At 68.1% G+C, this 20,509-nt stretch carries 16 protein-coding genes; 7 read left to right on the forward strand and 9 right to left on the reverse strand.

The window, feature by feature from the left end; genetic code table 11:
- Window positions 1-33: 33 nt before the first annotated feature.
- The 3 genes from V5D55_RS19445 to V5D55_RS19455 are packed head-to-tail and all read right to left on the reverse strand — an operon-like array spanning window position 34 to window position 1,764.
- On the reverse strand, window positions 34-324 hold the full coding sequence (locus V5D55_RS19445; RefSeq protein ID WP_435746288.1) for a transcriptional regulator: 291 nt from the start codon (window positions 322-324) through the stop codon (window positions 34-36).
- On the reverse strand, window positions 317-994 hold the full coding sequence (locus V5D55_RS19450) for a hypothetical protein (protein WP_435746290.1): 678 nt from the start codon (window positions 992-994) through the stop codon (window positions 317-319). The genes V5D55_RS19445 and V5D55_RS19450 overlap by 8 nt, the downstream gene beginning before the upstream one ends.
- On the reverse strand, window positions 991-1,764 hold the full coding sequence (locus V5D55_RS19455; RefSeq protein ID WP_435746292.1) for a lysostaphin resistance A-like protein: 774 nt from the start codon (window positions 1,762-1,764) through the stop codon (window positions 991-993). The genes V5D55_RS19450 and V5D55_RS19455 overlap by 4 nt, the downstream gene beginning before the upstream one ends.
- A gap of 90 nt (window positions 1,765-1,854) precedes the next feature.
- Between V5D55_RS19455 and hrpA the strand changes: the two genes are divergently transcribed.
- The 4 genes from hrpA (at window position 1,855) to V5D55_RS19475 (ending at window position 8,861) form a co-directional block, all read left to right on the forward strand.
- The gene (gene hrpA / locus V5D55_RS19460; RefSeq protein WP_435746294.1) at window positions 1,855-5,862 is read left to right on the forward strand and encodes an ATP-dependent RNA helicase HrpA; all 4,008 of its coding nucleotides are present in this window, start codon (window positions 1,855-1,857) and stop codon (window positions 5,860-5,862) included.
- Between the two features lie 26 nt (window positions 5,863-5,888).
- Window positions 5,889-6,833, forward strand: a complete 945-nt coding sequence (locus V5D55_RS19465) for a quinone oxidoreductase family protein (protein WP_435746296.1) — start codon at window positions 5,889-5,891, stop codon at window positions 6,831-6,833.
- An 80-nt stretch (window positions 6,834-6,913) separates the two neighbouring features.
- Window positions 6,914-7,909, forward strand: a complete 996-nt coding sequence (locus V5D55_RS19470) for a Gfo/Idh/MocA family protein (protein WP_435746298.1) — start codon at window positions 6,914-6,916, stop codon at window positions 7,907-7,909.
- Window positions 7,902-8,861, forward strand: coding sequence for an NYN domain-containing protein (locus tag V5D55_RS19475; protein WP_435746300.1), 960 nt, complete (start codon window positions 7,902-7,904; stop codon window positions 8,859-8,861). The genes V5D55_RS19470 and V5D55_RS19475 overlap by 8 nt, the downstream gene beginning before the upstream one ends.
- Before the next feature lie 9 nt (window positions 8,862-8,870).
- On the opposite strand, the gene V5D55_RS19480 is transcribed toward V5D55_RS19475, so the two are convergent.
- The 3 genes from V5D55_RS19480 to V5D55_RS19490 all read right to left on the reverse strand — a co-directional run bounded on the left by V5D55_RS19480 (window position 8,871) and on the right by V5D55_RS19490 (window position 10,806).
- Window positions 8,871-9,164: a Dabb family protein gene (locus tag V5D55_RS19480; protein WP_435746302.1), complete on the reverse strand. Its 294-nt coding sequence runs from the start codon at window positions 9,162-9,164 to the stop codon at window positions 8,871-8,873.
- 24 nt (window positions 9,165-9,188) lie between these two features.
- On the reverse strand, window positions 9,189-9,824 hold the full coding sequence (locus V5D55_RS19485) for a TetR/AcrR family transcriptional regulator (protein WP_435746304.1): 636 nt from the start codon (window positions 9,822-9,824) through the stop codon (window positions 9,189-9,191).
- Window positions 9,825-9,900: 76 nt separating this feature from the next.
- Window positions 9,901-10,806 (reverse strand): sugar phosphate isomerase/epimerase family protein, encoded by a 906-nt coding sequence (locus tag V5D55_RS19490; protein WP_435746306.1) that lies wholly within the window; start codon window positions 10,804-10,806, stop codon window positions 9,901-9,903.
- A gap of 220 nt (window positions 10,807-11,026) precedes the next feature.
- Between V5D55_RS19490 and V5D55_RS19495 the strand changes: the two genes are divergently transcribed.
- The 3 genes from V5D55_RS19495 to V5D55_RS19505 all read left to right on the forward strand — a co-directional run bounded on the left by V5D55_RS19495 (window position 11,027) and on the right by V5D55_RS19505 (window position 17,344).
- A complete protein-coding gene (locus tag V5D55_RS19495; RefSeq protein ID WP_435746308.1) occupies window positions 11,027-15,526 on the forward strand; it encodes a ThuA domain-containing protein in 4,500 nt (1,499 codons plus the stop codon).
- Window positions 15,527-15,629: 103 nt separating this feature from the next.
- Complete coding sequence (locus V5D55_RS19500) at window positions 15,630-16,253, forward strand: hypothetical protein (RefSeq protein ID WP_435746310.1); 624 nt, start codon at window positions 15,630-15,632, stop codon at window positions 16,251-16,253.
- Window positions 16,250-17,344: a COG1470 family protein gene (locus V5D55_RS19505; protein WP_435746312.1), complete on the forward strand. Its 1,095-nt coding sequence runs from the start codon at window positions 16,250-16,252 to the stop codon at window positions 17,342-17,344. The genes V5D55_RS19500 and V5D55_RS19505 overlap by 4 nt, the downstream gene beginning before the upstream one ends.
- On the opposite strand, the gene V5D55_RS19510 is transcribed toward V5D55_RS19505, so the two are convergent.
- The 3 genes from V5D55_RS19510 to V5D55_RS19520 form a co-directional block, all read right to left on the reverse strand.
- Window positions 17,338-18,345 (reverse strand): sugar phosphate isomerase/epimerase family protein, encoded by a 1,008-nt coding sequence (locus V5D55_RS19510; RefSeq protein ID WP_435746314.1) that lies wholly within the window; start codon window positions 18,343-18,345, stop codon window positions 17,338-17,340. The two genes, V5D55_RS19505 and V5D55_RS19510, sit on opposite strands and share 7 nt — an antisense overlap.
- On the reverse strand, window positions 18,342-19,196 hold the full coding sequence (locus V5D55_RS19515) for a sugar phosphate isomerase/epimerase family protein (RefSeq protein ID WP_435746316.1): 855 nt from the start codon (window positions 19,194-19,196) through the stop codon (window positions 18,342-18,344). Before V5D55_RS19515 ends, V5D55_RS19510 begins: the two co-directional genes overlap by 4 nt.
- Window positions 19,197-19,307: 111 nt before the next feature.
- On the reverse strand, window positions 19,308-20,504 hold the full coding sequence (locus tag V5D55_RS19520; protein WP_435746318.1) for a substrate-binding domain-containing protein: 1,197 nt from the start codon (window positions 20,502-20,504) through the stop codon (window positions 19,308-19,310).
- Between the last annotated feature and the right edge of the window lie 5 nt (window positions 20,505-20,509).

Raw genomic sequence — 20,509 nt, forward strand, 5'->3', positions numbered from 1 at the left:
GTAGGGGCACGATTCTATGCACGGGGTGCGAGTTCACGACCCGAGGACGGCCCGCAGTTCTTCGGTGTAGATCTCGAACGCCCGGCGTCCGCGCGGGGTGAGCGCGAGGTATGTGACGGGGGTGCGTCCCCGGTGCGTCTTCTCGACGCCGACGTAACCGGCATCCTCCAGCTTGCGCAGGTGGGTGGAGAGATTCCCGGCCGTCATGTCCAGCAGTTCCTGCAGGCGCGGGAACGCGATGCTGTCCGCGGAATCCAGGGTCGCGAGCGCCGCGGTGATCCGCAGCCGGGCGGCGGCATGGATCACCGGGTCGAGTTCACCCACGGCGGCCTCCCGTTTTCGGACGCCGCAGATGTGCGAGGTGGCGGGCCGACACAGCGGCGAGGACGAGGAACCCTGCTCCCCCGCCGACCGCGAGCACGAGGTGCAGCGTGGGGTGGCCGAAGAACGGGGCCGTCACCGCGACGATCATGAGCCAGACGCCGAGGACCAGCATCGGCACCGCCCGCCAGATCGCCGCACCGAGCACGAACATGAGGCCGGTGAACAGCGCCAGCGCCGGCGCGAAGAACACGCCGGCGAGATCGACGTCCATGCCGTTCGCGCGCAACCCCCATCCGAAGACGACGATGGCGAGGACACCCAGCGTCCACGTGCATCCGTAGACGACGCCGGAGAACACCGCAGGGCCATCGCGTCGCACACCGCGCCCGGAGCGGATGCCGAGCACGGCCGAGAGTGCGATCGCACCGACGAAGAGTGCCCCGGCGATCACCGCCGCAGCGACGGACGGCAACGCGAAGGCGGGACGCAGACCGTCGATCAGCCACAGTGCGCCGAAGCCCAGCAACCACGCGACGCCCCACCCCAGCAGCACCACGGGCACGAAGGCCGCGATCTGCCCCTCCATGCTCCGCTGCTGGTCGCGGACCAGCGCGAGCATCTCCTCCGGAGGGAGCGCCTCGTCGTCACGGGTGTGCAAGCCGTCGGTCATGAAGACCCTCCGTTCATGGGCAGGTTCAGGGCGAGGAGTATCAGCACCGGAAGTGTGAAGAACAGATTGACGAGTCCGTGCGCGAAGACGAGCGGCATGAGTCGTCGCTGGCGTCGGTAGATCAACCCCGATCCGACACCCCAGACGAAGAAGGCGCAGACGAACGCGACGACGGCGTCGGGGGTCGGGGCGTACCAGACGTGCTGTGAGGCGAAGAGAGCGGCCGGAACGGTGACCGCGAGCCAGGTCGGCCAGCGCTTCACCAGTTCTCCCTGCGCATACCCCCGGTAGACGAGTTCTTCGACGGGTGCGTTCAGGGGCGCGAAGGCGAGCACGCCGATCACTGCGATGATGCTCCAGGTCACGGGATCGAGCGTCGGGATGCTCGCCGGGTCGGCGAAGATCGTCTCCATCCGGACGAACATCTCGCTGCCGTGCTGCAGCCAGACGACCAGCATGATGACGCCGGCGAACGGCACATACATCGCGAAGAGCCAGAGCAGGCCCCAGAGCAGGTCCTTGCCGATGCGCCGCGGCTCGAAGCCGAGCACGTCGCGGATGGTTCGGCCGTCACGCTTCAGCAGCCGCGCGACCAGCCAGAGGCAGACGATGTTCACCGGGAGCATCGCGACGATCGCGATCATCGGCGGGGGCGGGAAGGCGAGGTCGCTCTCGACGGTGCGGAACACGAGCCAGATGAGAGCGGATGCCGCGGCGACCAGCACCACCCGAAGGACGGGGAGTGCGATCGCCCAGCGCGTCGTCGTCACGTTAACTTTGTACTGCAAAGTTGTTTGCTGTACAAGAGGTCGTCGACGGCGGGGCACGAGTCCCGCTTCCCCGGCATACGATGGAGGGCTATGTCTGCGTCCCTCCCCGTGATCCACTACCCCCCGGAGCTGCCCGTCAGCGCCGCCCGGGGCGAGATCGCCGACGCCATCCGCGACCACCAGGTCGTGATCGTCGCCGGCGCGACCGGTTCGGGCAAGACGACACAGCTGCCGAAGATCGCACTCGAACTCGGTCGCACCCGCATCGCGCACACCCAGCCGCGACGACTGGCCGCCCGGACCATCGCGGAACGCGTGGCCGAAGAGCTGCAGGTCGAACTCGGCACACTCGTCGGCTACAAGGTGCGCTTCACCGACAAGGTCTCGGACGAGACCCGCGTCGCGCTGATGACCGACGGCATCCTGCTCAACGAGATCCACCGCGACCGCCTGCTCACCCGCTACGACACGATCATCATCGACGAGGCGCACGAACGCTCGCTCAACGTCGACTTCCTGCTCGGCTACCTCGTGCGGATCCTGCCGGAGCGACCCGACCTCAAGGTGATCATCACCTCGGCGACGATCGACCCGGAGAGCTTCGCGAAGCACTTCGCCCCGGGTCCTGAGCGAGCGCAGCGAGACGAAGGGTCGTCCGACTCAGGAACGAGCGGCGACCCGGCTCCCATCATCGAGGTGTCCGGCCGGACCTATCCCGTGGAGATCCGCTATCGCGAGCAGACCGAGGAGACCGGAGACGAGGACGAGGTCTCCGCGATCGTCGCCGCGCTGCGGGAACTCGACCGCGAGGAACCCGGCGACGTGCTCGTCTTTCTGCCAGGCGAGGCCGAGATCCGGGATGCCGCAGACGCCGTGCGCGGCGCCTACGCGAAGGACCGCTCCCCCACCGAGGTGCTTCCGCTCTACGGCCGACTGTCGGCAGCTGAGCAGCACCGGGTGTTCGAACGCTCGAAAGTGGCGGGCGTCCGTCGCCGCGTCATCCTCGCGACGAACGTCGCCGAGACGAGCCTCACGGTTCCCGGCATCCGCTATGTGATCGACACGGGCACCGCCCGCATCTCGCGCTACAGCAACCGCTCGAAGGTGCAGCAGCTCCCGATCGAGGCGATCTCACAGGCGTCGGCCAACCAGCGCGCCGGTCGCGCCGGCCGCACCAGCGACGGCATCGCGATCCGCCTGTACTCCGAGGAGGACTTCGACAAGCGGCCGGAGTTCACCGAACCGGAGATCCTCCGCACCTCGCTCGCCTCGGTCATCCTGCAGATGCTGTCTCTCGGCTTCGGGGACATCTCAGCGTTCCCGTTCCTCACCCCTCCCGACTCCCGTGGTGTCAAGGCGGCGTTCGACCTGCTGACAGAGCTCGGCGCCGTCCGGTCCCTGAGCGAGCGAAGCGAGACGAAGGGTCGGCGGGCTCAGGAACCGGATCAAGGCCTCCCGCACCTGACGCGCATCGGCCGGGATATCTCGCGGATGCCGGTCGACCCGCGGTTCGCACGCATGCTGATCGAAGCCGGACGCCCTTCGTCAGGCCCAGGGACCCCCGTCCTGAACGCCGTGCTGCCGATCGTCGCGGGCATGACGATCCAAGACGTCAGGGAGCGACCGGAGGAGCGCCGCGAGGAGGCCGACCGCCTGCATGCGCGATTCGCCGATCCCACCAGCGACTTCCTCGCACTGCTGAACCTCTGGAACCACCTGCGCGAGCAGCAGCGCGAGCTCGGCTCCAGCGCCTTCCGCCGCCTGTGCCGTTCCGAGTACCTGAACTACGTGCGCGTGCGGGAGTGGTTCGACGTGCACCGGCAGCTCAGCACGCTGGTGAAGACGAACGGCCCTTCGTCAGGCTCAGGGACCAAGACGGGCGATCCCGACGCGATCCACCGCGCGATCCTGTCGGGCCTGCTCTCGCAGATCGGCATCCTCGACGAGCGCACCGCCCCCGCCGGCAAGTCGCACTCCCCGGCCAAGGAGCCGAAGGGCCGCCGCGTCGCCGAGTACCGCGGCGCCCGCGGCATCCGCTTCTCGATCTTCCCCGGTTCCGGGCTCCGCAAGAAGAGCCCGCAGGCGGTGATGTCCGCGGAGATCGTCGAGACCTCGCGCACTTTCGCGCGCACGGTCGCCGCGATCGATCCCGCCTGGGCCGAGCCGCTTGCCGGCGACCTCGCCAAGCGACAGGTCTCGGAGCCGCACTGGTCGAAGGATGCCGGCGCCGCGGTCGCGTTCGAGAAGGTGACGCTGTTCGGGCTCGAGATCATCCCGCGTCGACGCGTGCAGTTCGCGCGCATCGACCGAGCGGCCTCGCGAGAGCTCTTCGTGCGGCATGCGCTCGTCGAGGGCGAGTGGGATCCTTCGCGCATCGACAAGCGCGTCAGCGCGTTCTGGCGGAGCAACGCCGAGCTGCGCAAGCGTCTCGAGAAGCTCGAGGAACGCGAACGGCGCCGCGACATCCTCGCCGGCGACGAGGCGGTCTTCCACTTCTACGACGAGCGCATCCCGACGGACGTGTTCGATGTGCGCTCGTTCGAGGCCTGGTGGCGCGAGGCGCTGCAGAAGACGCCCAAGCTGCTCGTGATGCGCGAAGCCGACCTGATCGACGACGACGGCCGGGCTGCGCAGGCCGAGTTCCCGACGCGTTGGACCCAGGGCGACCAGGTGCTCGGTCTCGCCTACCGTTTCGAGCCGGGTGCCGCAGACGACGGCGTCAGCGTGGTGGTGCCGCTGCCGCTGCTCGCACAGATCGAGGACCGCGGGTTCGACTGGCAGGTTCCGGGGCTGCGCGCCGAGCTGGTCACCGGACTGCTGCGCGCCCTGCCGAAGGCCATCCGCCGGCACGTCGTGCCTGCGGCGGACTGGGCAGAGAAGTTCGGCGCCGAACTCGCCGACCAGGGTCCGGAGAACCATGGCGGTCTCCCTCCGCGCTCGCTTAAGGAGGCGCTCGCGCGCCTGGTCCAGCCGCTGGCGAATCAGCTGGTCTCAGCGTCCGACTTCGAAGACGACCGTGTCCCGGCACACCTGCGCATGAACTTCCGCGCCGTCGACGAGCGCGGCCGTGTCGTCGGCTCGGGGCGAGACCTGCGCGCGCTGCAGACGCAGCTCTCCGACCGGGCGCGCAGCAGCGTGGCGCGGTCGATCGCGGCTCCTCCGCGCGGCCCGCAAGGGGCGAGGGACGCGACCGCGACCGTGGCCGCCGCAGCCAACCCCGGAGCGATCGAGAAGACCGGCCTGACGTCGTGGACGTTCGGCGACCTGCCCGAAGTCCTCGACACCCGCGTGGCCGGCGGCGTCGTGCGCGGCTACCCCGCAGTCGTGGACCAGGGCAAGACGGTGGCGGTGCGAGTCGAGTCGACGGCGGATGCCGCGGCAGCGGCGACCCGCAAGGGCGTGCTGCGTCTGGTGCTGCTGGGCGTCCCGTCGCCGTCGTCGTACGTGCAGGAGCACCTCACCAGCCAGGAGAAGCTCGCGCTCGCTGCCTCCCCGTACCAGTCGGCGGCAGCGCTCATCGAGGACTGCCGGGCAGCGGTCGCACGGCGGGTGATCGACGCGTCGACGGCGGGAACCGGGATCGTGCGCACCGAGGCGGAGTTCGCGCGGGTACGCGATGCCGTCTCGGCATCCCTCGTCGACGAGCTTTTCGCGTGCGTCTCGTTGGTCGCGCGCATTCTGACGAAGTCTCGCGAGGTCGAGCGCGGCATCAAGACACAGAACTCGCTGGCACTGCTCGGTCCGTTGAACGACATCCGCACGCAGCTCTCCGGGTTGCTGCATCCGGGGTTCGTCTCGGCGGCCGGTGTCGAGCGTCTCACGCATTTCCCCCGCTATCTCGAGGGCATGCTCGACCGGTTGAAGACCCTCACGAGCGAGCCGGGCAAGGACCGGGCACGCATGACGGAATACGAGCGGATGGCGAAGACCTTCGAGGATGCCGGGGGAACCATCCCGCTCCCCGCCGACGCGCCGCCCACCCTGGTCGAGGTGCGCTGGCTGCTCGAGGAGTACCGCGTCAGCGTGTTCGCACAGCGTCTCGGCACGGCCCAGGCCGTCTCTCCACAGCGGATCACGAAGGCGCTCGCCAGTCGCTGAGCACAGAGCGCGGGTACCCTGAAGCCATGGCACGCGCGATCGTCTACACCGAGTTCGGATCCCCCGCAGTCCTGCACGAGATCGAGGTCCCCGATCCCGTCGCCGCCCGTGGCGAGGTCGTGGTGCGCATCGAGGCGGCGGGCGTGAACCCGATCGATGCGAAGCTCCGGGCCCGTAAGCGCCCGTCGCCCGACATCACCGAGCCCCGAGCAGTCGGGTTCGACGGCGCCGGTGTGGTGGAGGTCCTGGGCGAGGGCGTGGACGAATTCGCGGTCGGCGACCGTGTCGCCATCCGTGACACCCTCGGCACGTACGCCTCAGCCCTCGCGGTCTCGGTCGAGAAGCTGGTGAAGCTGCCCGATGCCGTGACGGCAGCCGAGGGTGCGGCGATCGGCATCCCCGCCGGCACCGCCTACCAGGCACTGCGTTCGCTCGACGTCACCGACGCCGACGTGCTTCTCGTCCATGGCGGCTCCGGCTCGGTCGGGCAGTTCGCCGTGCAGTTCGCCGTGGCGTGGGGTGCGACCGTGATCGCCACCGCGAGCCCCGCCCGCCACGAACTGCTGCGCGAGTTCGGCGCGATCCCGATCTCCTACGACGAGGGTCTTCTGGAGCGCGTGCGAGACGCCGCCCCTGCTCCGGTCACGGTCGTGCTCGACTGCGCAGGCACCGACGAGGCGATAGAGACCTCGCTCGCGCTCGTCGAGGACCGCGACCGCATCGCGACGATCGTGCGAGGACCGGATGCCGCATCGTTCGGCATCCGCGCCTTCTCCGGCGGATCACCCGTGCCCTTGAGCAAGGAGGAGCTGGCGCTGCGCGCCGAGGCGCTCCCGAAGACCGTCGAGTTGCTCGCCTCGGGCGACTTCACGATCGAGATCGGCCCCGAGCTGCCTCTCGCCGAAGCGGCGCAGGCGCACGAACTCGTGGAGTCCGGCGCCGCCTCGGGGAAGATCATCCTCGTTCCGTAGTCATCACGTTCGCCCCGCGAGCGAACCACTCGGTAGCGGTCACAGTCCGTCACACAGGCGGCACCCTCTACGCTGAGAGAATGACTGGTCTTCGTTGGGGAATCCTCGCAACCGGTGGCATCGCCGCCGCCTTCGCATCCGATCTGCGCACCGCCGGACTCGACCTCGTGGCGGTCGGATCGCGCTCGCAGGAGTCGGCCGACGCGTTCGCCGCCCGCTTCGAGATCCCGCACGCGCACCCCTCCTATGAGGCGCTGGTCACCGATCCCGACGTCGACATCATCTACGTGTCGACCCCGCACCCGATGCACCACGAGAACGCCCGTCTCGCGCTCGAGCACGGCAAGCACGTGATCGCCGAGAAGGCCTTCACGCTGAACCGCGCCGAGGCCGAAGACCTGCAGCGGCTCGCTGCCGACAAGGGCCTGCTGGTGACCGAGGCGATGTGGACGCGCTACCTGCCGCACATGATCCGCATCCGCGAGATCATCGCCGAGGGCACGCTGGGCGAGATCCGGGCTGTCAGCGCCGATCACACGCAGTTGCTGCCCTCCGACCTCTCGCACCGCCTGAACGCCCTCGAGCTCGGCGGAGGGGCACTGCTCGACCTGGGCATCTATCCCATCTCCTTCGTCCACGACATCCTCGGCACTCCGACCAGCATCCGCGCGGTCGGACGCCTGATCGAGACCGGAGCGGATGCCGAGGTCGCCACGGTCATGACCCATGAGGGCGGCGCGATCTCGACCACGCTGTCGTCGTCTCGCGCTGCCGGCCCGAACGCCGCGAGCATCATCGGCACGAAGGCGCGCATCGACCTCGATCGGGTCTGGTACTCCCCCACCACGTTCCGCGTCGTGCTGCCGGACGGCACGGTGCACGAGGAGTACTCCTCCGAGGTGGAGGGCCGCGGCATGCAGTACGAGGCCCTGGCGGCGGAGCGGCTCGTCGCCGAGAACAACATCGAGGGTGACATCCTCTCCATCTCCGAGAGCGTCGCCATCATGGGCACGCTCGACGAGATCCGCGCGCAGATCGGCGTGCGCTACCCCGGCGAGGAGTCCGACCGTGGCTGAGACGACAGACGCCCGCGTCGCGGTCTACCTGGACTTCGACAACATCGTCATCTCCTGGTACGACCGGGTGCACGGGCGCAACGCGTACGGCAAGGATCGCCAGCGCATCGCCGACAACCCGAACGATCCCGACGTCACCGGCCGGCTGAGCCGGGCGATGATCGAGGTCGGGGCGATCATCGACTACGCCGCGTCGTTCGGCACCCTCGTGCTGACGCGTGCGTACGCCGACTGGTCCTCGCCCGTCAACGCCGAGTACCGGTCTCAGCTCGTCGCGCGCGCGGTCGACCTCGTGCAGCTCTTCCCCGCTGCGGCATATGCCAAGAACGGTGCCGACATCCGTCTCGCGGTCGACGCGGTCGAAGACATGTTCCGCCTGCCCGACCTCACCCACGTGGTGATCGTCGCGGGCGACAGCGACTACGTGCCGCTGGCGCAGCGCTGCAAGCGGCTCGGCCGCTACGTGATCGGCGTCGGCGTCGCCGGGTCGACCGCCAAGTCGCTCGCCGCCGCGTGCGACGAGTTCGAGGCCTACGACTCGCTGCCCGGTGTCGTGCGTCCGACCAAGTCCGTAGTCGCGCCCGTGGTAGCGCCGACGGAAGCCGCGGAGCCCGCCGCCGAGGCCCCGGTCGACGCACCCAAAGCCAAAGCGCCGCGGAGGGCGAAGTCCAAGACCGCGCAGACGGCCAAGGTGGAAGAGCCCAAGGTCGATGAGCAAGGCGAGGCCACGCAGCTGCTGGAGCGCGCTCTGCGCCTCGGGCACGACAAGACGGATGCCGACGAGTGGCTGCACAGCTCGGCTGTCAAGACGCACATGCGACGCATGGACCCGTCTTTCAGTGAGAAGGCCCTCGGATACCGGTCGTTCTCGGACTTCTTGAAGTCGCGCGACGAGATCGCCGAGCTGGAGGAGACCGGGCACGAGCGGCTGGTCAAGCTGCGCGAGCCCTGACCCGGGCGCTCACTCCACGAAGTCGTACTCCTGGAACTCGGTGACCTCGGGGATCCAGCGCTCGGCCACGAACGCGGTGTGGGCCGGGTGCGCGTTGTAGGCGTCATAGGCGTCCTGGTTGGCGAACACCATCGAGAACTGATGCGTGAGGTCGCTCTTCGCGCTGACCTGGCGGCGGATCGTGAAATCCGCGACGCCCGGGATGGATGTCAGCGTGGCGCGGCCGGTGACGAGGAACGCCTGCTCCTCGTCCGACCCTGCCGGATGGACGAGACGGAAGACGACGGTGTGCTGGATCGGCATGGAACGTCCTCGGGGTGAAGGCAGTCAGCGGCTGACCGGCGAGCTCTTGCGCTCGCCGAGGAGAGAGAGGAGACGATCGGTCGTACGAGCAGCCTTGGACACGTCGGAGTACTGCGGACGGAACAGTGTCATCTGCTTGACGCCCTCCATGGCCGCGATGAGAAGATCGACGGCGCGATCGACGTCATCGCATTCCAGCTCGCCGGCGCCGACGGCGCGATGCGTGAGCCCGAGGAAGAGCCGCTCCGTCTCATCGAGAAACGCTGCCCAGCTCGCACGTACCTCTTCGTCGGTGAGCGATATCGCCACGATCTCCGTCGTGAAGATGCGGTTCCCGTCGTCGAGGAGGCAGCTGCGCACCGAGAAATCGACGGCCGCTTCGAGACGGCCGATGGCCGTGCCTGCGGTGTCGACGGCCACCGTCATGCTGTCGCGCCAGCGCTGGTAGTACTGGGCGCACGCGGCGAGCACGATCTCGCGCTTCGAGGAGTAGTGCCAGTAGAGGCTCCCCTTCGTGACGCCGGCACCCGCGGCGACGTCATCCATGCTGACGCTGTCCACGCCTCGGGCCGAGAAGAGGTCGAGGGCGGCCCTCGCCAGCTCCTCCGGGCGTGCGCGCGCATCGGTCTTCATCGGCGCTGCCTTCGCCATGTCGGACATCCCCCCACGATACAACCGGCCTCGCCGGCGGAGACCGGGCGGATCGCCGTGTTCTCGACCCGCCCGGCACCGAAGTTCAGGTCGTCGCCGCCGCGAACGACGGGATCCTCTCGGTGAAGCCGGCCTCCGCGATCTCGCGGCGCAGCCACGTCAGCGAGTCCGCGAGCATCGGACCTCCCTCACCTTCGCATTCGATGCTGAGGACGCCGTCGAACCCGTGCGCGGACAGTTTGCCGAGGATGCGGCGGATGTTCTCCGCGTTGACCCCGCCACCGGCCGGGACGTGACTGATCGCGATGCCGGTCGCCCCGCCGCGGACGGCCTCCGCAAGCGACGCGGACACGTCCTTGATGTGCACGTGGTTGATCCTGTCGAGGAAGCGCTCGGCGAACTCGACAGGATCGTTCCCTGCGATGAACGTGTTGCCGGTATCGAGATTCAGACGCAGCCACGGGGTGTCACCGCAGAAGTCGAGCATCTCAGCCAGCCAATCGGGTCGCGTCGTGAAGTACCCGTGCACCTCGATGTTCACGACGATCTCGTGCGCTTCGGCCACGCGGATGATCTCGCCGTAACTGCGCTTCATCAGATCGAGCGCCTCACGGTCGTCGAGCCCCTCCGGCTTGTGCAGACCGTCGGTGGTGGCCACCCGGGGACTGCCTGCCAACGATGCCCAGGCGATCGCCTTCTGAATGTAGGGCACGGCTACCGTGAGGCCGTCGCGTCCGGACAGCGGGTAGGCCGCGTCGATCTGCGAGAACGCCACGCCGTACGACTCCATCTTCCGACGCAGGAGAACCGGGTCCTCGATGAGGGAGATGTGAGGGAAGTAGCCGAGCCCGTGGATCCACGACGCCCCCTCGATGACGCCCGGCTCGATGTAGTGCACGTCGTGTTCCTGTGCCCAGGCGAGCGCTTCCTCGAAGGACTTGTGGCTGGAGTTGAAGGCGTCCGTGTGGAAGCCGATCCCGATCTCGGGCATGGAGGATCCTTTCTCTCGTCGCATCATCGCGCTGGACGTCACATACCCGCCCGTATGTCGATACTCGCGCCTTATTGCTTGTTTTTCAAGGCTGTCGATGTTTGACCATACTCGCCGGTATTGACGTGACGTGCTGGTGACCCTAGCATGCGTGAGATCGGCTTTCCACTTTCAGCCGACAGAAGTTGCCCATTCAATGACGAAAGGCACGGCAGTCCGCATGAAGAGTTCGAGAAGAGCGTCCGCCATCGCGGTCGGGGTCGCCGCGACCCTGTTCGCCGGCGGGATGCTCGCCCCATCGGCGTCCGCCCACGACGGGCATGATCACCCGGCCGACCCACCCGCCACACAACCGACAGCTGCGGCCGAGCCCGAGTTCCGCGCCCTGGTCTTCTCCGAGACCGCCGGATTCGTCCACGACTCCGTGGCCGAAGCGAAGGCGATGTGGGATGCGCTCGCGGCGGCGAACGACTTCGAAGTGGTGCAGGCGACGGAATCCGGTCCGTACTTCACCGACGCAGTGCTGGCCGGGTTCGACGTCATCGTCCTCGCCCAAGCATCCGGAGACTTCTGGAACGCTTCCGAGGAGGCGGCGTTCGAGAAGTTCGTCCGCGACGGCGGCGGGGTCGTGGCGATGCACAATCCGATCGACTCCGAGCAGGGCAACACGTTCTACCGGGACCTCATCGGCACCGAGTTCACCGCGCACTCCGCGGCGAACACCCCCGGCACCCTCGATGTCGTGGACCATGACCACCCGTCCACTGCGGATCTGCCCGACCGCATCGACCGGAACGAGGAATGGTACGGATTCACCAAGTCGGTGCGCGGAGACAAGCACGTGCTCACGCAGCTCGACCCGCTGAGCGTCGCCGCGAACACTCCCGGTCGCATGATCGACCACCCGGTCACCTGGTGCGCCGCGTATGAGGGCGGACGCACCTGGATCACCTCCATCGGGCATGCGAAGTCCTCCTACGCCGAGCCTGCCGTGATGCAGCATTCCCTCGGAGGCATCCGCTACGCCGCGGGAGTCGCCGACGGCGACTGCGGCGCCACCGACTGGAGCAACTACGACAAGGTCCCGCTCGACACGAACACGTCCGCGCCGTGGGGAATCACCCTCGCCCCCGACGGACGGGTGTTCTTCACCGAACTGGTGAAGGGCCAGGTGCGCATCTACGATCCGGAATCGAAGTCGACCGTGACCGCGGCGACCATCCCGGTCTACGGCGGAGGAGAGAACGGCCTCCTGGGGCTGGCTCTCGACCCTGAGTTCGCCGACAACCAGCAGATCTACGTCTACTACTCGCCGGAGGAGACTCCCGCGCCGAACGGGTTCAACCGGCTCTCCCGGTTCACGATGGACGGCAACACCATGGACCTGTCCTCCGAGACCGTGATGCTCGAAGTACCGGCCACGCGCGCCAGCGACCCCAACGACATCGGCCACACCGGTGGCACGCTGCGCTTCGATGCCGCGGGAGACCTGTGGCTGTCGGTAGGCGACGACATCAACCCGTTCCAGTCGTCGGGCTACACCCCGATCGACGAGCGTTCCGGGCGCCAGCACTTCGATGCGCAGGGCACTGCGGCGAACTCGAACGACCTGCGCGGCAAGCTCCTCCGGATCCACCCGGAAGACGACGGCACCTATTCGATCCCCGACGGGAACATGTTCCCGGAATCGGAGGACGCCGCCGATAAGACGCGGCCCGAGATCTACGCCATGGGCTTCCGCAACCCGTTCCGCTTCAGCGTGGAGCCCGACGGCACGGTGTTCCTCGCCGACTACGGGCCGGATGCCGGCAGCGCCAATCCGACGCGCGGCCCGGCCGGGTACGTCGAATGGCAGATCATCCGCGAGCCGGGCAACTACGGCTGGCCATACTGTCACGCGAACGACATCGCCTACAACGACTTCGACTTCGCGACCGGCACCGCAGGCGCCAAGTTCGATTGCCAGAACCCGGTGAACACCTCTCCGAACAACACGGGTCTCACGACGCTGCCTGCGTCGATCGCGTCCGACGTGCACTACACGTACGGCGCCTCGGCGGAGTTCCCGCAGCTCGGGTCCGGATCCGGCTCACCGATGGCCGGTCCTGCCTACCACTTCGACCCCGAGCTCGAGTCCGACCGCAAGTGGCCCGAGTACTTCGACGGAACACCGCTGTTCTACGAGTGGGGTCGCAACTACATCAAGGAGTTCCCGCTCGACGCCGAGGGCGAGCTCCTCGGAATCAACCCTGTCCTGAACAACATGCAGTTCCTCTCGCCCCTCGACCTGCAGTTCGGTCCGGACGGCGCGCTGTACCTGCTGGAGTGGGGTGGCGGCTTCGGGCGCGACAACCCGAACTCCGGCCTGTACCGCATCGACTACTCCGATACCGGTCGCGCGCCGACGGCCGCGGCGAGCGCCGACGTCACGTCGGGCACCGCGCCACTGAGCGTCTCGTTCTCCAGTGAGGGAACGGTCGACGCCGACGGCGATGAGTTCAGCTACCTGTGGGAGTTCGGAGACGGTGAGACATCGACCGACGCGAATCCCACGCACGTCTACGAGGCCGACGGGAACTATCAGGCGCGCCTGACGGTGACCGAGGACACCTCGTACGAGAAGACCGGCACGGCAACTGTGTCGGTGATCGTCGGGAACACCGCGCCCGTGGTCGACATCACGGGGCCGCCGAACGGCGGGTTCTTCGGCTGGGGCGACAGGCTGCCCTGGAAGGTCGAGGTGACCGACGCCGAAGACGGAACGGTCGACTGCAGTGAAGTCACGGTGCAACCGGCACTCGGCCATGACGACCACGCGCATCCGACCGGACCGGTGAACGCGTGCGAGGGCTCCACGACGACCCTGCTCGACGAAGGGCACGCGGAAGCAGACGCGTTCTGGGTCATCGATGCTCGCTACACCGATCACGGCGGCGAGAACGGGATCTCCCCGATCACGTCGAGCGATACCAACGTGTACCGCACGAAGCGGTTCCAGGCGCATTACTACGACGAGGGGCACCGCGTCGCTGTGGAGAACAACGCCGCCGCCGAACTCGGTCAGTACGTGGGGGCCATCCAGGATGAGGACTGGATCCGCTATGACGACATGAACTTCGAAGGCATCGACTCCGTGCGCTACCGGGTGTCTGCAGGCGCGGAAGGCGGAGGCCGCATCGAGATGCGTGTGGATGCCCCCGACGGCGAGCTGATCGCCGAGACGCCGGTGAACTCCACCGGCGGCTGGTTCACCTTCGCCGAGACTGCGCCGACCGCGATCGACGCACCGGCGGGCACACACGACGTCTACCTGGTCTTCCGGTCGAACCCCGGTGTGACCTACTCGATGACGCTCGACGTGTTCGAAGCGGTCGGCGAGGGTGTCGGCGAGCCGCCAGCGGGCGCGCCCGTGGTCGACGAGACGACCCAGGGAGACTGGATCGACCGCTACGGCGAACTCGGATACTCGATCCCGAACGTGGGCGCTCAGCTCCCGGCGGGCGTGACGGTCACCCCGGCGGGGTCGACCGCGGCGTACACCTGGCAGCAGACGAGCACGCGCAAGGCGGCGCTCCAGTTGCCGGACGGGTCTGGCAGGCGCGCGAGCACCTGGTTCGGAAGCGCACCGTCGCTCACGGTGACGGTGCCGGACGAGGCGACGTACGAGATGTCGGTGTACGTCAACAGCTTCGACATGGCGCGAACGCAGAAGGTGACCGTGACGAGGGCGGACGGCTCGATGATCGGCCCGGCGCAGAGCGTGACCGACCAGGATCACGGCGTCTGGCTGACCTACGTGATCGATTCGTCGGTCACCGTCTCGGCCGAGAAGGTCACGGGGCCGAACGCCGTGCTCGGCGGGATCTTCCTGGATCCCGCTGCGGCCGACGACGTCGCACCGACGGTCGGTGCGGGGACGACGCCTGGCGACCCGTCCCCTTCGGGCTGGTTCGCCGTCGACGAGGTGACGGTGACGGTGTCGGCTCAGGATGCCGGATCAGGTGTCGCGTCGATCGAGACCGCCATCGGCGACGGCGAGTGGACGGCGTACTCCGCTCCCCTGGTCGTCACCACGCAGGGCGCCACGACAGTGCGGTACCGCGCGACGGACAACGCCGGCAACACGAGCGAACCGGGCGAGCTGATCGTCCGGGTCGACGGCGTCGTGCCGACGGTGGCGGCTTCGACCGTCGCGATTCCGCCGCAACCCGACTGGGCGACGCACGGTGTCGAGCTCACCGTCACAGCGGACGACGCCACCTCCGGTGTCGCCACCGTCCGCTACGCGATCGGTGCCGATGGCGCGTGGATGAACTACACCGGGCCGGTGCGCATCTCTTCGGAGGGGCCGAGCCTGGTGCGCTACCAGGCGATCGACGCCGCCGGCAACGAGAGCGTGGTCGGCGAGGTCGACATCAGCGCACCGACGTTCCCGAAGGTGGAGGTGACGGTCGCGACCCGCTGCATCGCAGGCAAGGCCGTGGTCACCGTCACCGGACTCAACGCCGAGACGTTGCCGATCGGCATCACCATCCGCACGCCGTACGAAGAGAAGGTCTTCAGCAGCATGCAAGCAGGGAAGAACGCATTCCACGCGTTCGCGAGCCGTCTGAAGGAGCTACCCGCCGGCGAGGTCACCGTGATCGGCTCGGCTCTGATCGAGGGCCAGACCGTGACGTCGACGACCAGCGTCGGATACGAGGCCGCCAGCTGCAGCTGAACACGGAAGCGGGTCGCGGCGTCGCCGCGGCCCGCCCCGTCCGGCTCCTCGCCGGACATCCCAGACACGAGATTCGGGCGATGGCGCCCGGAAAGGACGCATCATGAACAGATCATCCATCACTCGAGCGTCGGCCGCCGTGGCCGGCTTCATCCTGCTCGCCGGTGTCGCCGGAAACGCGTACGCCGACGAAGAACAGGGCGATGACAACGTCGATGTGACAGTCGAAATCGCCGAGATCACCGAACCGGGCGTTCTCGCGATGACCGTGGCCGGCACATCGGCTTCCCTGACCGAGACCGATTCGACGGCCACGATCCGGCAGTTCACCGGCGCACTGCCGACGGTGACGATCACCGACACACGAACGCCCGAAGAGATCCCCGCGGGTGCCGGGTGGTACGTGCTCGGCACAGCAACGGGCTTCACCGGCAGCGCAGGACAAACAGGGATCGGCGCGGATCACCTGGGGTGGGCGCCACGTCTGATCGACGGAGACGACGAGGGACTCGTCGGTGCGGGTGACGAGGTGACGTCGGTGCTCGACGACACCGGCGCCCAGGTCGGACTCGTGGATCAGGAGCTGTTCGCCATCGCCGCGTCCTCGGCGAACGTGGCCGAAGGCGACGCGCAATGGACCGCGACGGCCGACCTCACCCTCAAGACGGGGTCGGATGTCGCGCCGGGCACCTACACCGCCCTGGTCACGCTCTCGCTGTTCGAATGATCCGCCGCGAAGACGCCGGAAGCCTCGGCCTCCCCCGCCGTCCACTGTCCGCCTTCGTGCTGGGCAGCGTCCTCGCCGCCGTCTGCGTCTTCTTCGCGTCCTCCTCTCCCGCCTCAGCAGCGGGCGAGGAGGACGCCGGCGGCACCATCTCCTGGTCGGTCGCCCCTTCCGACGCGAACGGTCCCGATGGACGATCGTGGATGGAGCTGGAGCTGGCGCCCGGCTCGGAAGTCGACGAGCACCTGGCGATCCACAATCTCAGCGCGGCGGACGTCGTCTTCCGCATCGATGCCCAAGACGGATACTTCACCGACGGAGGGCGATTCAACATGCTGCCGTCCGGCGGCGAGTCGATCGACGCCGGCACATGGATCGAGATCCTCGACGAGGTGCCGGTCGCGGCAGGCGAGGTCGTCGTCGTCCCGTTCACCGTGCATGTCCCGGAGGACGCCACGCCTGGTGATCATGCCGCGGGAATCGCCGCGTCCGTGCAGTCCCTCGGCACGGGAGCCGACGGCACCGAACTCACGGTCGAGAGCCGGGTCGGGTTCCGGGTGATGACCAGGGTCAGCGGCGCGCTGGATCCCGCGCTCGAACTCAGCACGGTCGACGCCACCTATCACGTCAACGGGAACCCGTTCGAGCCCGGGACGATGGACGTGACGTTCGTCGTGCGCAACACCGGCAACACCCGGGTGCGCTTCGTGCCGGAGATGAGCGTGCTCGGGGTCCGCTCGACGAGCACATCGGATGCCGCCATCGAGATGCTGCCCGGCGATGAGCGCACGATCAGCGCCACTGCACCGGGCGTCTGGCCCTCGTTCTTCGCGTCGGTCGCCGTGTCGGCGCAACCCGAGGTGATCGTTCCCGAAGGCTTCGACGAGGCCCCGTCACTTGCGGCAGTGCACACCGAGGCCGTTGTCCCTGCGATGCCTTGGCCCCAGCTCCTCGTCGCGGCGGGTGTCGCACTCCTTGCCCTCGCGTATCTGGGAGCGCGCCGCCGTCGCCGGATCGAACTGCGGGCCATGCTCGACGCAGCTCGCCAAGAAGGCATCCGCATCGGCCTGGATCCTCGCGGCATCTCTCACTGATTGCTGAAGGCGGCGTCGAAGGACGCTTCGGGTTTCGGCCACAGCAGCGACCGCACGTAGCCGAGCGCCTCGGGCGCGCCGTGCAGGCGATCCATCCCGGCGTCCTCCCACTCGATCGAGATCGGGCCGGTGTAGCCGATCGCGTCCAGCGCCCGGAAGGAATCTTCCCACGGCACATCGCCGTGGCCGGTGGAGACGAAGTCCCATCCGCGCCGCGGGTCGCCCCAGGGCAGGTGCGAGCCGAGCACGCCGGCGCGGCCGTTGTGCGGACGCATCCGGGTGTCCTTGCAGTCCACGTGATAGATCCGGTCGGCGAAATCGACGATGAAGCCGACCGGGTCGACGTTCTGCCACATCATGTGCGAGGGATCCCAGTTGAACCCGAATGCCTCGCGGTGGCCGATCGCCTCCAGAGCTCGCACGCTGGACCAGTAGTCGTAGGCGATCTCCCCCGGGTGCACTTCGTGCGCGAAGCGCACGCCTTCGCCGTCGAACACGTCGAGGATCGGATTCCAGCGGGACGCGAAGTCCTCGAACCCGCCCTCGATGACGGATGCCGGAACCGGCGGGAACATCGCCAGATACGGCCAGATCGATGAACCGGTGAAGCCGACGACCGTGTCGACCCCGAGCTTGCGCGCGACACGCGCGGCACGCTTCATGTCCTCGGCCGCGCGCTGCCGCACGCCCTCGGCATCGCCGTCACCCCAGACATAGTCGCGCAGGATCGCCTGGTGCCGGAAGTCGATCGGAGCATCGCACACGGCCTGACCCGCGAGATGATTCGAGATCGCGAAGATCTTCAGCCCGTGGCGGTCGAGGATCTCACGGCGGGAGGCGACGTACGTGTCGTCCTCGTCGGCGCGCTGCAGGTCGAGATGGTCACCGGATGCCGCGACCTCGAGCCCGTCGTACCCCCACTCCGCGGCCAGTCGCGCCACCTCCTCGAACGGGAGATCCGCCCACTGGCCGGTGAAGAGAGTGACAGGGTGCGCGGTCATGTGTGCTCCAATGCACGAAGGGCGGCGATGCTGCGGGCAGCCAGCTCGTCCTGGCTCGGCGCGAGCGGACGCCACACAGAGGCCGCGACCGCGATCGTGGCGTTCCCTCCGGTGAAGCTCTCCAGCCCCAGCGCGCCGCGGTAGCCGGCATCGTCCAGCGCGCGCAGGATCTCCGGCCAGTCGGTATGGTCGTCGCCGACGGCGCCGCGGTCGCTGCCGCACACCTGCACGTGCGCGATCGCCGATCCCGCCGCACGGATCGCGTCGGCGGGCTTCTTCTCCTCGATGTTGAGGTGGTACGTGTCGAGGGCGAGCCCCACTCCGGCTCCGAGCAGCGGCTCGAGAGCCTCGAGGCTCTGCTCGACGGTGTTGAGCACGCTGGTCTCGTAGCGGTTGAGCGGCTCGACCGCCAGCGTGATGCCGAGGTCGGCCGCCTCGGCGGCGAGGGGTGCGAGGTTGTCGCGCAGCTCCCCCACGATGGCCGCCCGCTCGTCGGCATCCATCCGCCACGTCACGCCGGTCGGTGCGTAGAACGGTCCCGCGACGACATCGGATCCCAACACCTGCGCGGCGGAGATGCAGGACCGCAGATAGGTCTGGGTGGCGGCGACATCACCGGCGCGAGCGACCAGCGAGCGGCCGGAGCCCATGGCGCCGACCACGATCGCGCCGAGGCCCAGGCTGTCGAGCACCGCGCGCACGTTCACCGGGTCCCAGTCCCCCACGTTCTCGAGCGGAAGCTCCAGCGCCTGATAGCCGAGATCCGCCGCCTTCCGGGCGAGCGGTTCGAGCGTCGCATCCGTGAGGGGTGACGTCCACACCCACGTGTTGACGGCGATCGTGCGGGGCATCCTGCTCCTCTTCGTCGGGGAGACATCTCGTCTCGTCGCCACGTCCCCGCTCGACGACCGGGGGTCCGGGCGGCGAGCGAGGAACGCGGCGAAACGAGTTCTGTCGTGACTTTACGGGATCTGCCGGTCCTGCCACACAGCGGGGAACCCCGGAAGGTTCTCGCCGCCGAACTTGGCGTAGTGGCCGTCGGGCATCCCGTCGTTCTCATCGAGGTACTGATCGAGCTCGCCCTCGGTGATCGGCTTCTGCGGGAGGACCCACTCCTTCGGCACCTCTTCGCCCGCGAAGATCTTCTGGGCGGCGAGAAGCGGCGTGCGCCACTGGAAGTTCGAGTACACCGGCGCGAGACCCGTGAGACCCGTGTCCTTCCACTTGCGGAGGAAGCTCATCTCGTCCTCACCGGTCATGACCGGGTAGTCCGCTCCGGCATCCTCGAACGCCTCGATGGCCGCGACGGCGCCGTCACCGGCATCCATCCAGATGCCGTCCACGTCGCCCTTCGCGAGCTCATCGCTGATGATGCTCTTGATCTCGGCGGGGTCGGCGCCCGTGAAGTGGTCGACGGCCTCGATGCCGGCCTCGTCGAACAACTTCTCGGCGGCGGCCCAGCGGTGCTCGAGCACGTCGACTCCCGGCAGCACGCGCAGCGCCACGACCTTGTCGCCCTCTTCGAGGTTGTCGATCAGGAACTCTGCCGTGTCGATACCCCAGGCGAAGCCGCCGATCGGGTGGATGAACGACACGTAGCAGTCGGTGTTCACCCCGCGGTCGAAGACGATCACGGGCTTGCCGGTCTCGCACGCACGCTCGACTGCGGGGGTCATCGCCGCCGTGCTGTTGGGCGAGATGAGGAACACGTCGCAGTTGCCCTCGGAGATGAAGTAGTCGATGTCGGCGATCTGCGTGTCATCGGAATCCTGCGCGTCGCGGGTCTCCATCTCGCTGATCGCGCCATCGGCCTGCAGCGCCTTCAGCTGCTCGTTCATCGTGATCCAGCCGGTCTGGCGCCAGGGGTTCGAGATCGAGGCGTTCGCGAAGCAGGCCTTCTTGGCCCCCTCGCTGGCGAACTCGGACGTGTCGACCATCTCGGCGTTGATGTGCTGGAGGTACGGCTCGTCGGCCGGTCCCTCCGGCTCGACGCCGCGCTCCTCGTTCTGCTTGTCGAAGAGCTCCTGGTCGAACCATTCGGTCGTCTCAGCCGACTCCTCGGGACTGTCGGACTTCGGCGGCGCCACGGACGGGTCTGTCGTACACCCGGCGAGCGCGATGAGTCCGAAGAGAGCCACCCCTGCGGTGGCGATCCTCATTGATC

The sequence above is a fragment of the Microbacterium sp. PMB16 genome, from assembly GCF_051294855.1.
Lineage (GTDB): Bacteria > Actinomycetota > Actinomycetes > Actinomycetales > Microbacteriaceae > Microbacterium.

Bases quoted from the DNA above. Each gene is read 5' to 3' on its own strand.
- V5D55_RS19450 (WP_435746290.1), bottom strand. From the start codon at position 994: ATGACCGACGGCTTGCACACCCGTGACGACGAGGCGCTCCCTCCGGAG.
- hrpA (WP_435746294.1), top strand. From the start codon at position 1,855: ATGTCTGCGTCCCTCCCCGTGATCCACTACCCCCCGGAGCTGCCCGTC.
- V5D55_RS19465 (WP_435746296.1), top strand. From the start codon at position 5,889: ATGGCACGCGCGATCGTCTACACCGAGTTCGGATCCCCCGCAGTCCTG.
- V5D55_RS19470 (WP_435746298.1), top strand. From the start codon at position 6,914: ATGACTGGTCTTCGTTGGGGAATCCTCGCAACCGGTGGCATCGCCGCC.
- V5D55_RS19480 (WP_435746302.1), bottom strand. From the start codon at position 9,164: ATGCCGATCCAGCACACCGTCGTCTTCCGTCTCGTCCATCCGGCAGGG.
- V5D55_RS19485 (WP_435746304.1), bottom strand. From the start codon at position 9,824: ATGTCCGACATGGCGAAGGCAGCGCCGATGAAGACCGATGCGCGCGCA.
- V5D55_RS19490 (WP_435746306.1), bottom strand. From the start codon at position 10,806: ATGCCCGAGATCGGGATCGGCTTCCACACGGACGCCTTCAACTCCAGC.
- V5D55_RS19495 (WP_435746308.1), top strand. From the start codon at position 11,027: ATGAAGAGTTCGAGAAGAGCGTCCGCCATCGCGGTCGGGGTCGCCGCG.
- V5D55_RS19500 (WP_435746310.1), top strand. From the start codon at position 15,630: ATGAACAGATCATCCATCACTCGAGCGTCGGCCGCCGTGGCCGGCTTC.
- V5D55_RS19505 (WP_435746312.1), top strand. From the start codon at position 16,250: ATGATCCGCCGCGAAGACGCCGGAAGCCTCGGCCTCCCCCGCCGTCCA.
- V5D55_RS19510 (WP_435746314.1), bottom strand. From the start codon at position 18,345: ATGACCGCGCACCCTGTCACTCTCTTCACCGGCCAGTGGGCGGATCTC.
- V5D55_RS19515 (WP_435746316.1), bottom strand. From the start codon at position 19,196: ATGCCCCGCACGATCGCCGTCAACACGTGGGTGTGGACGTCACCCCTC.
- V5D55_RS19520 (WP_435746318.1), bottom strand. From the start codon at position 20,504: ATGAGGATCGCCACCGCAGGGGTGGCTCTCTTCGGACTCATCGCGCTC.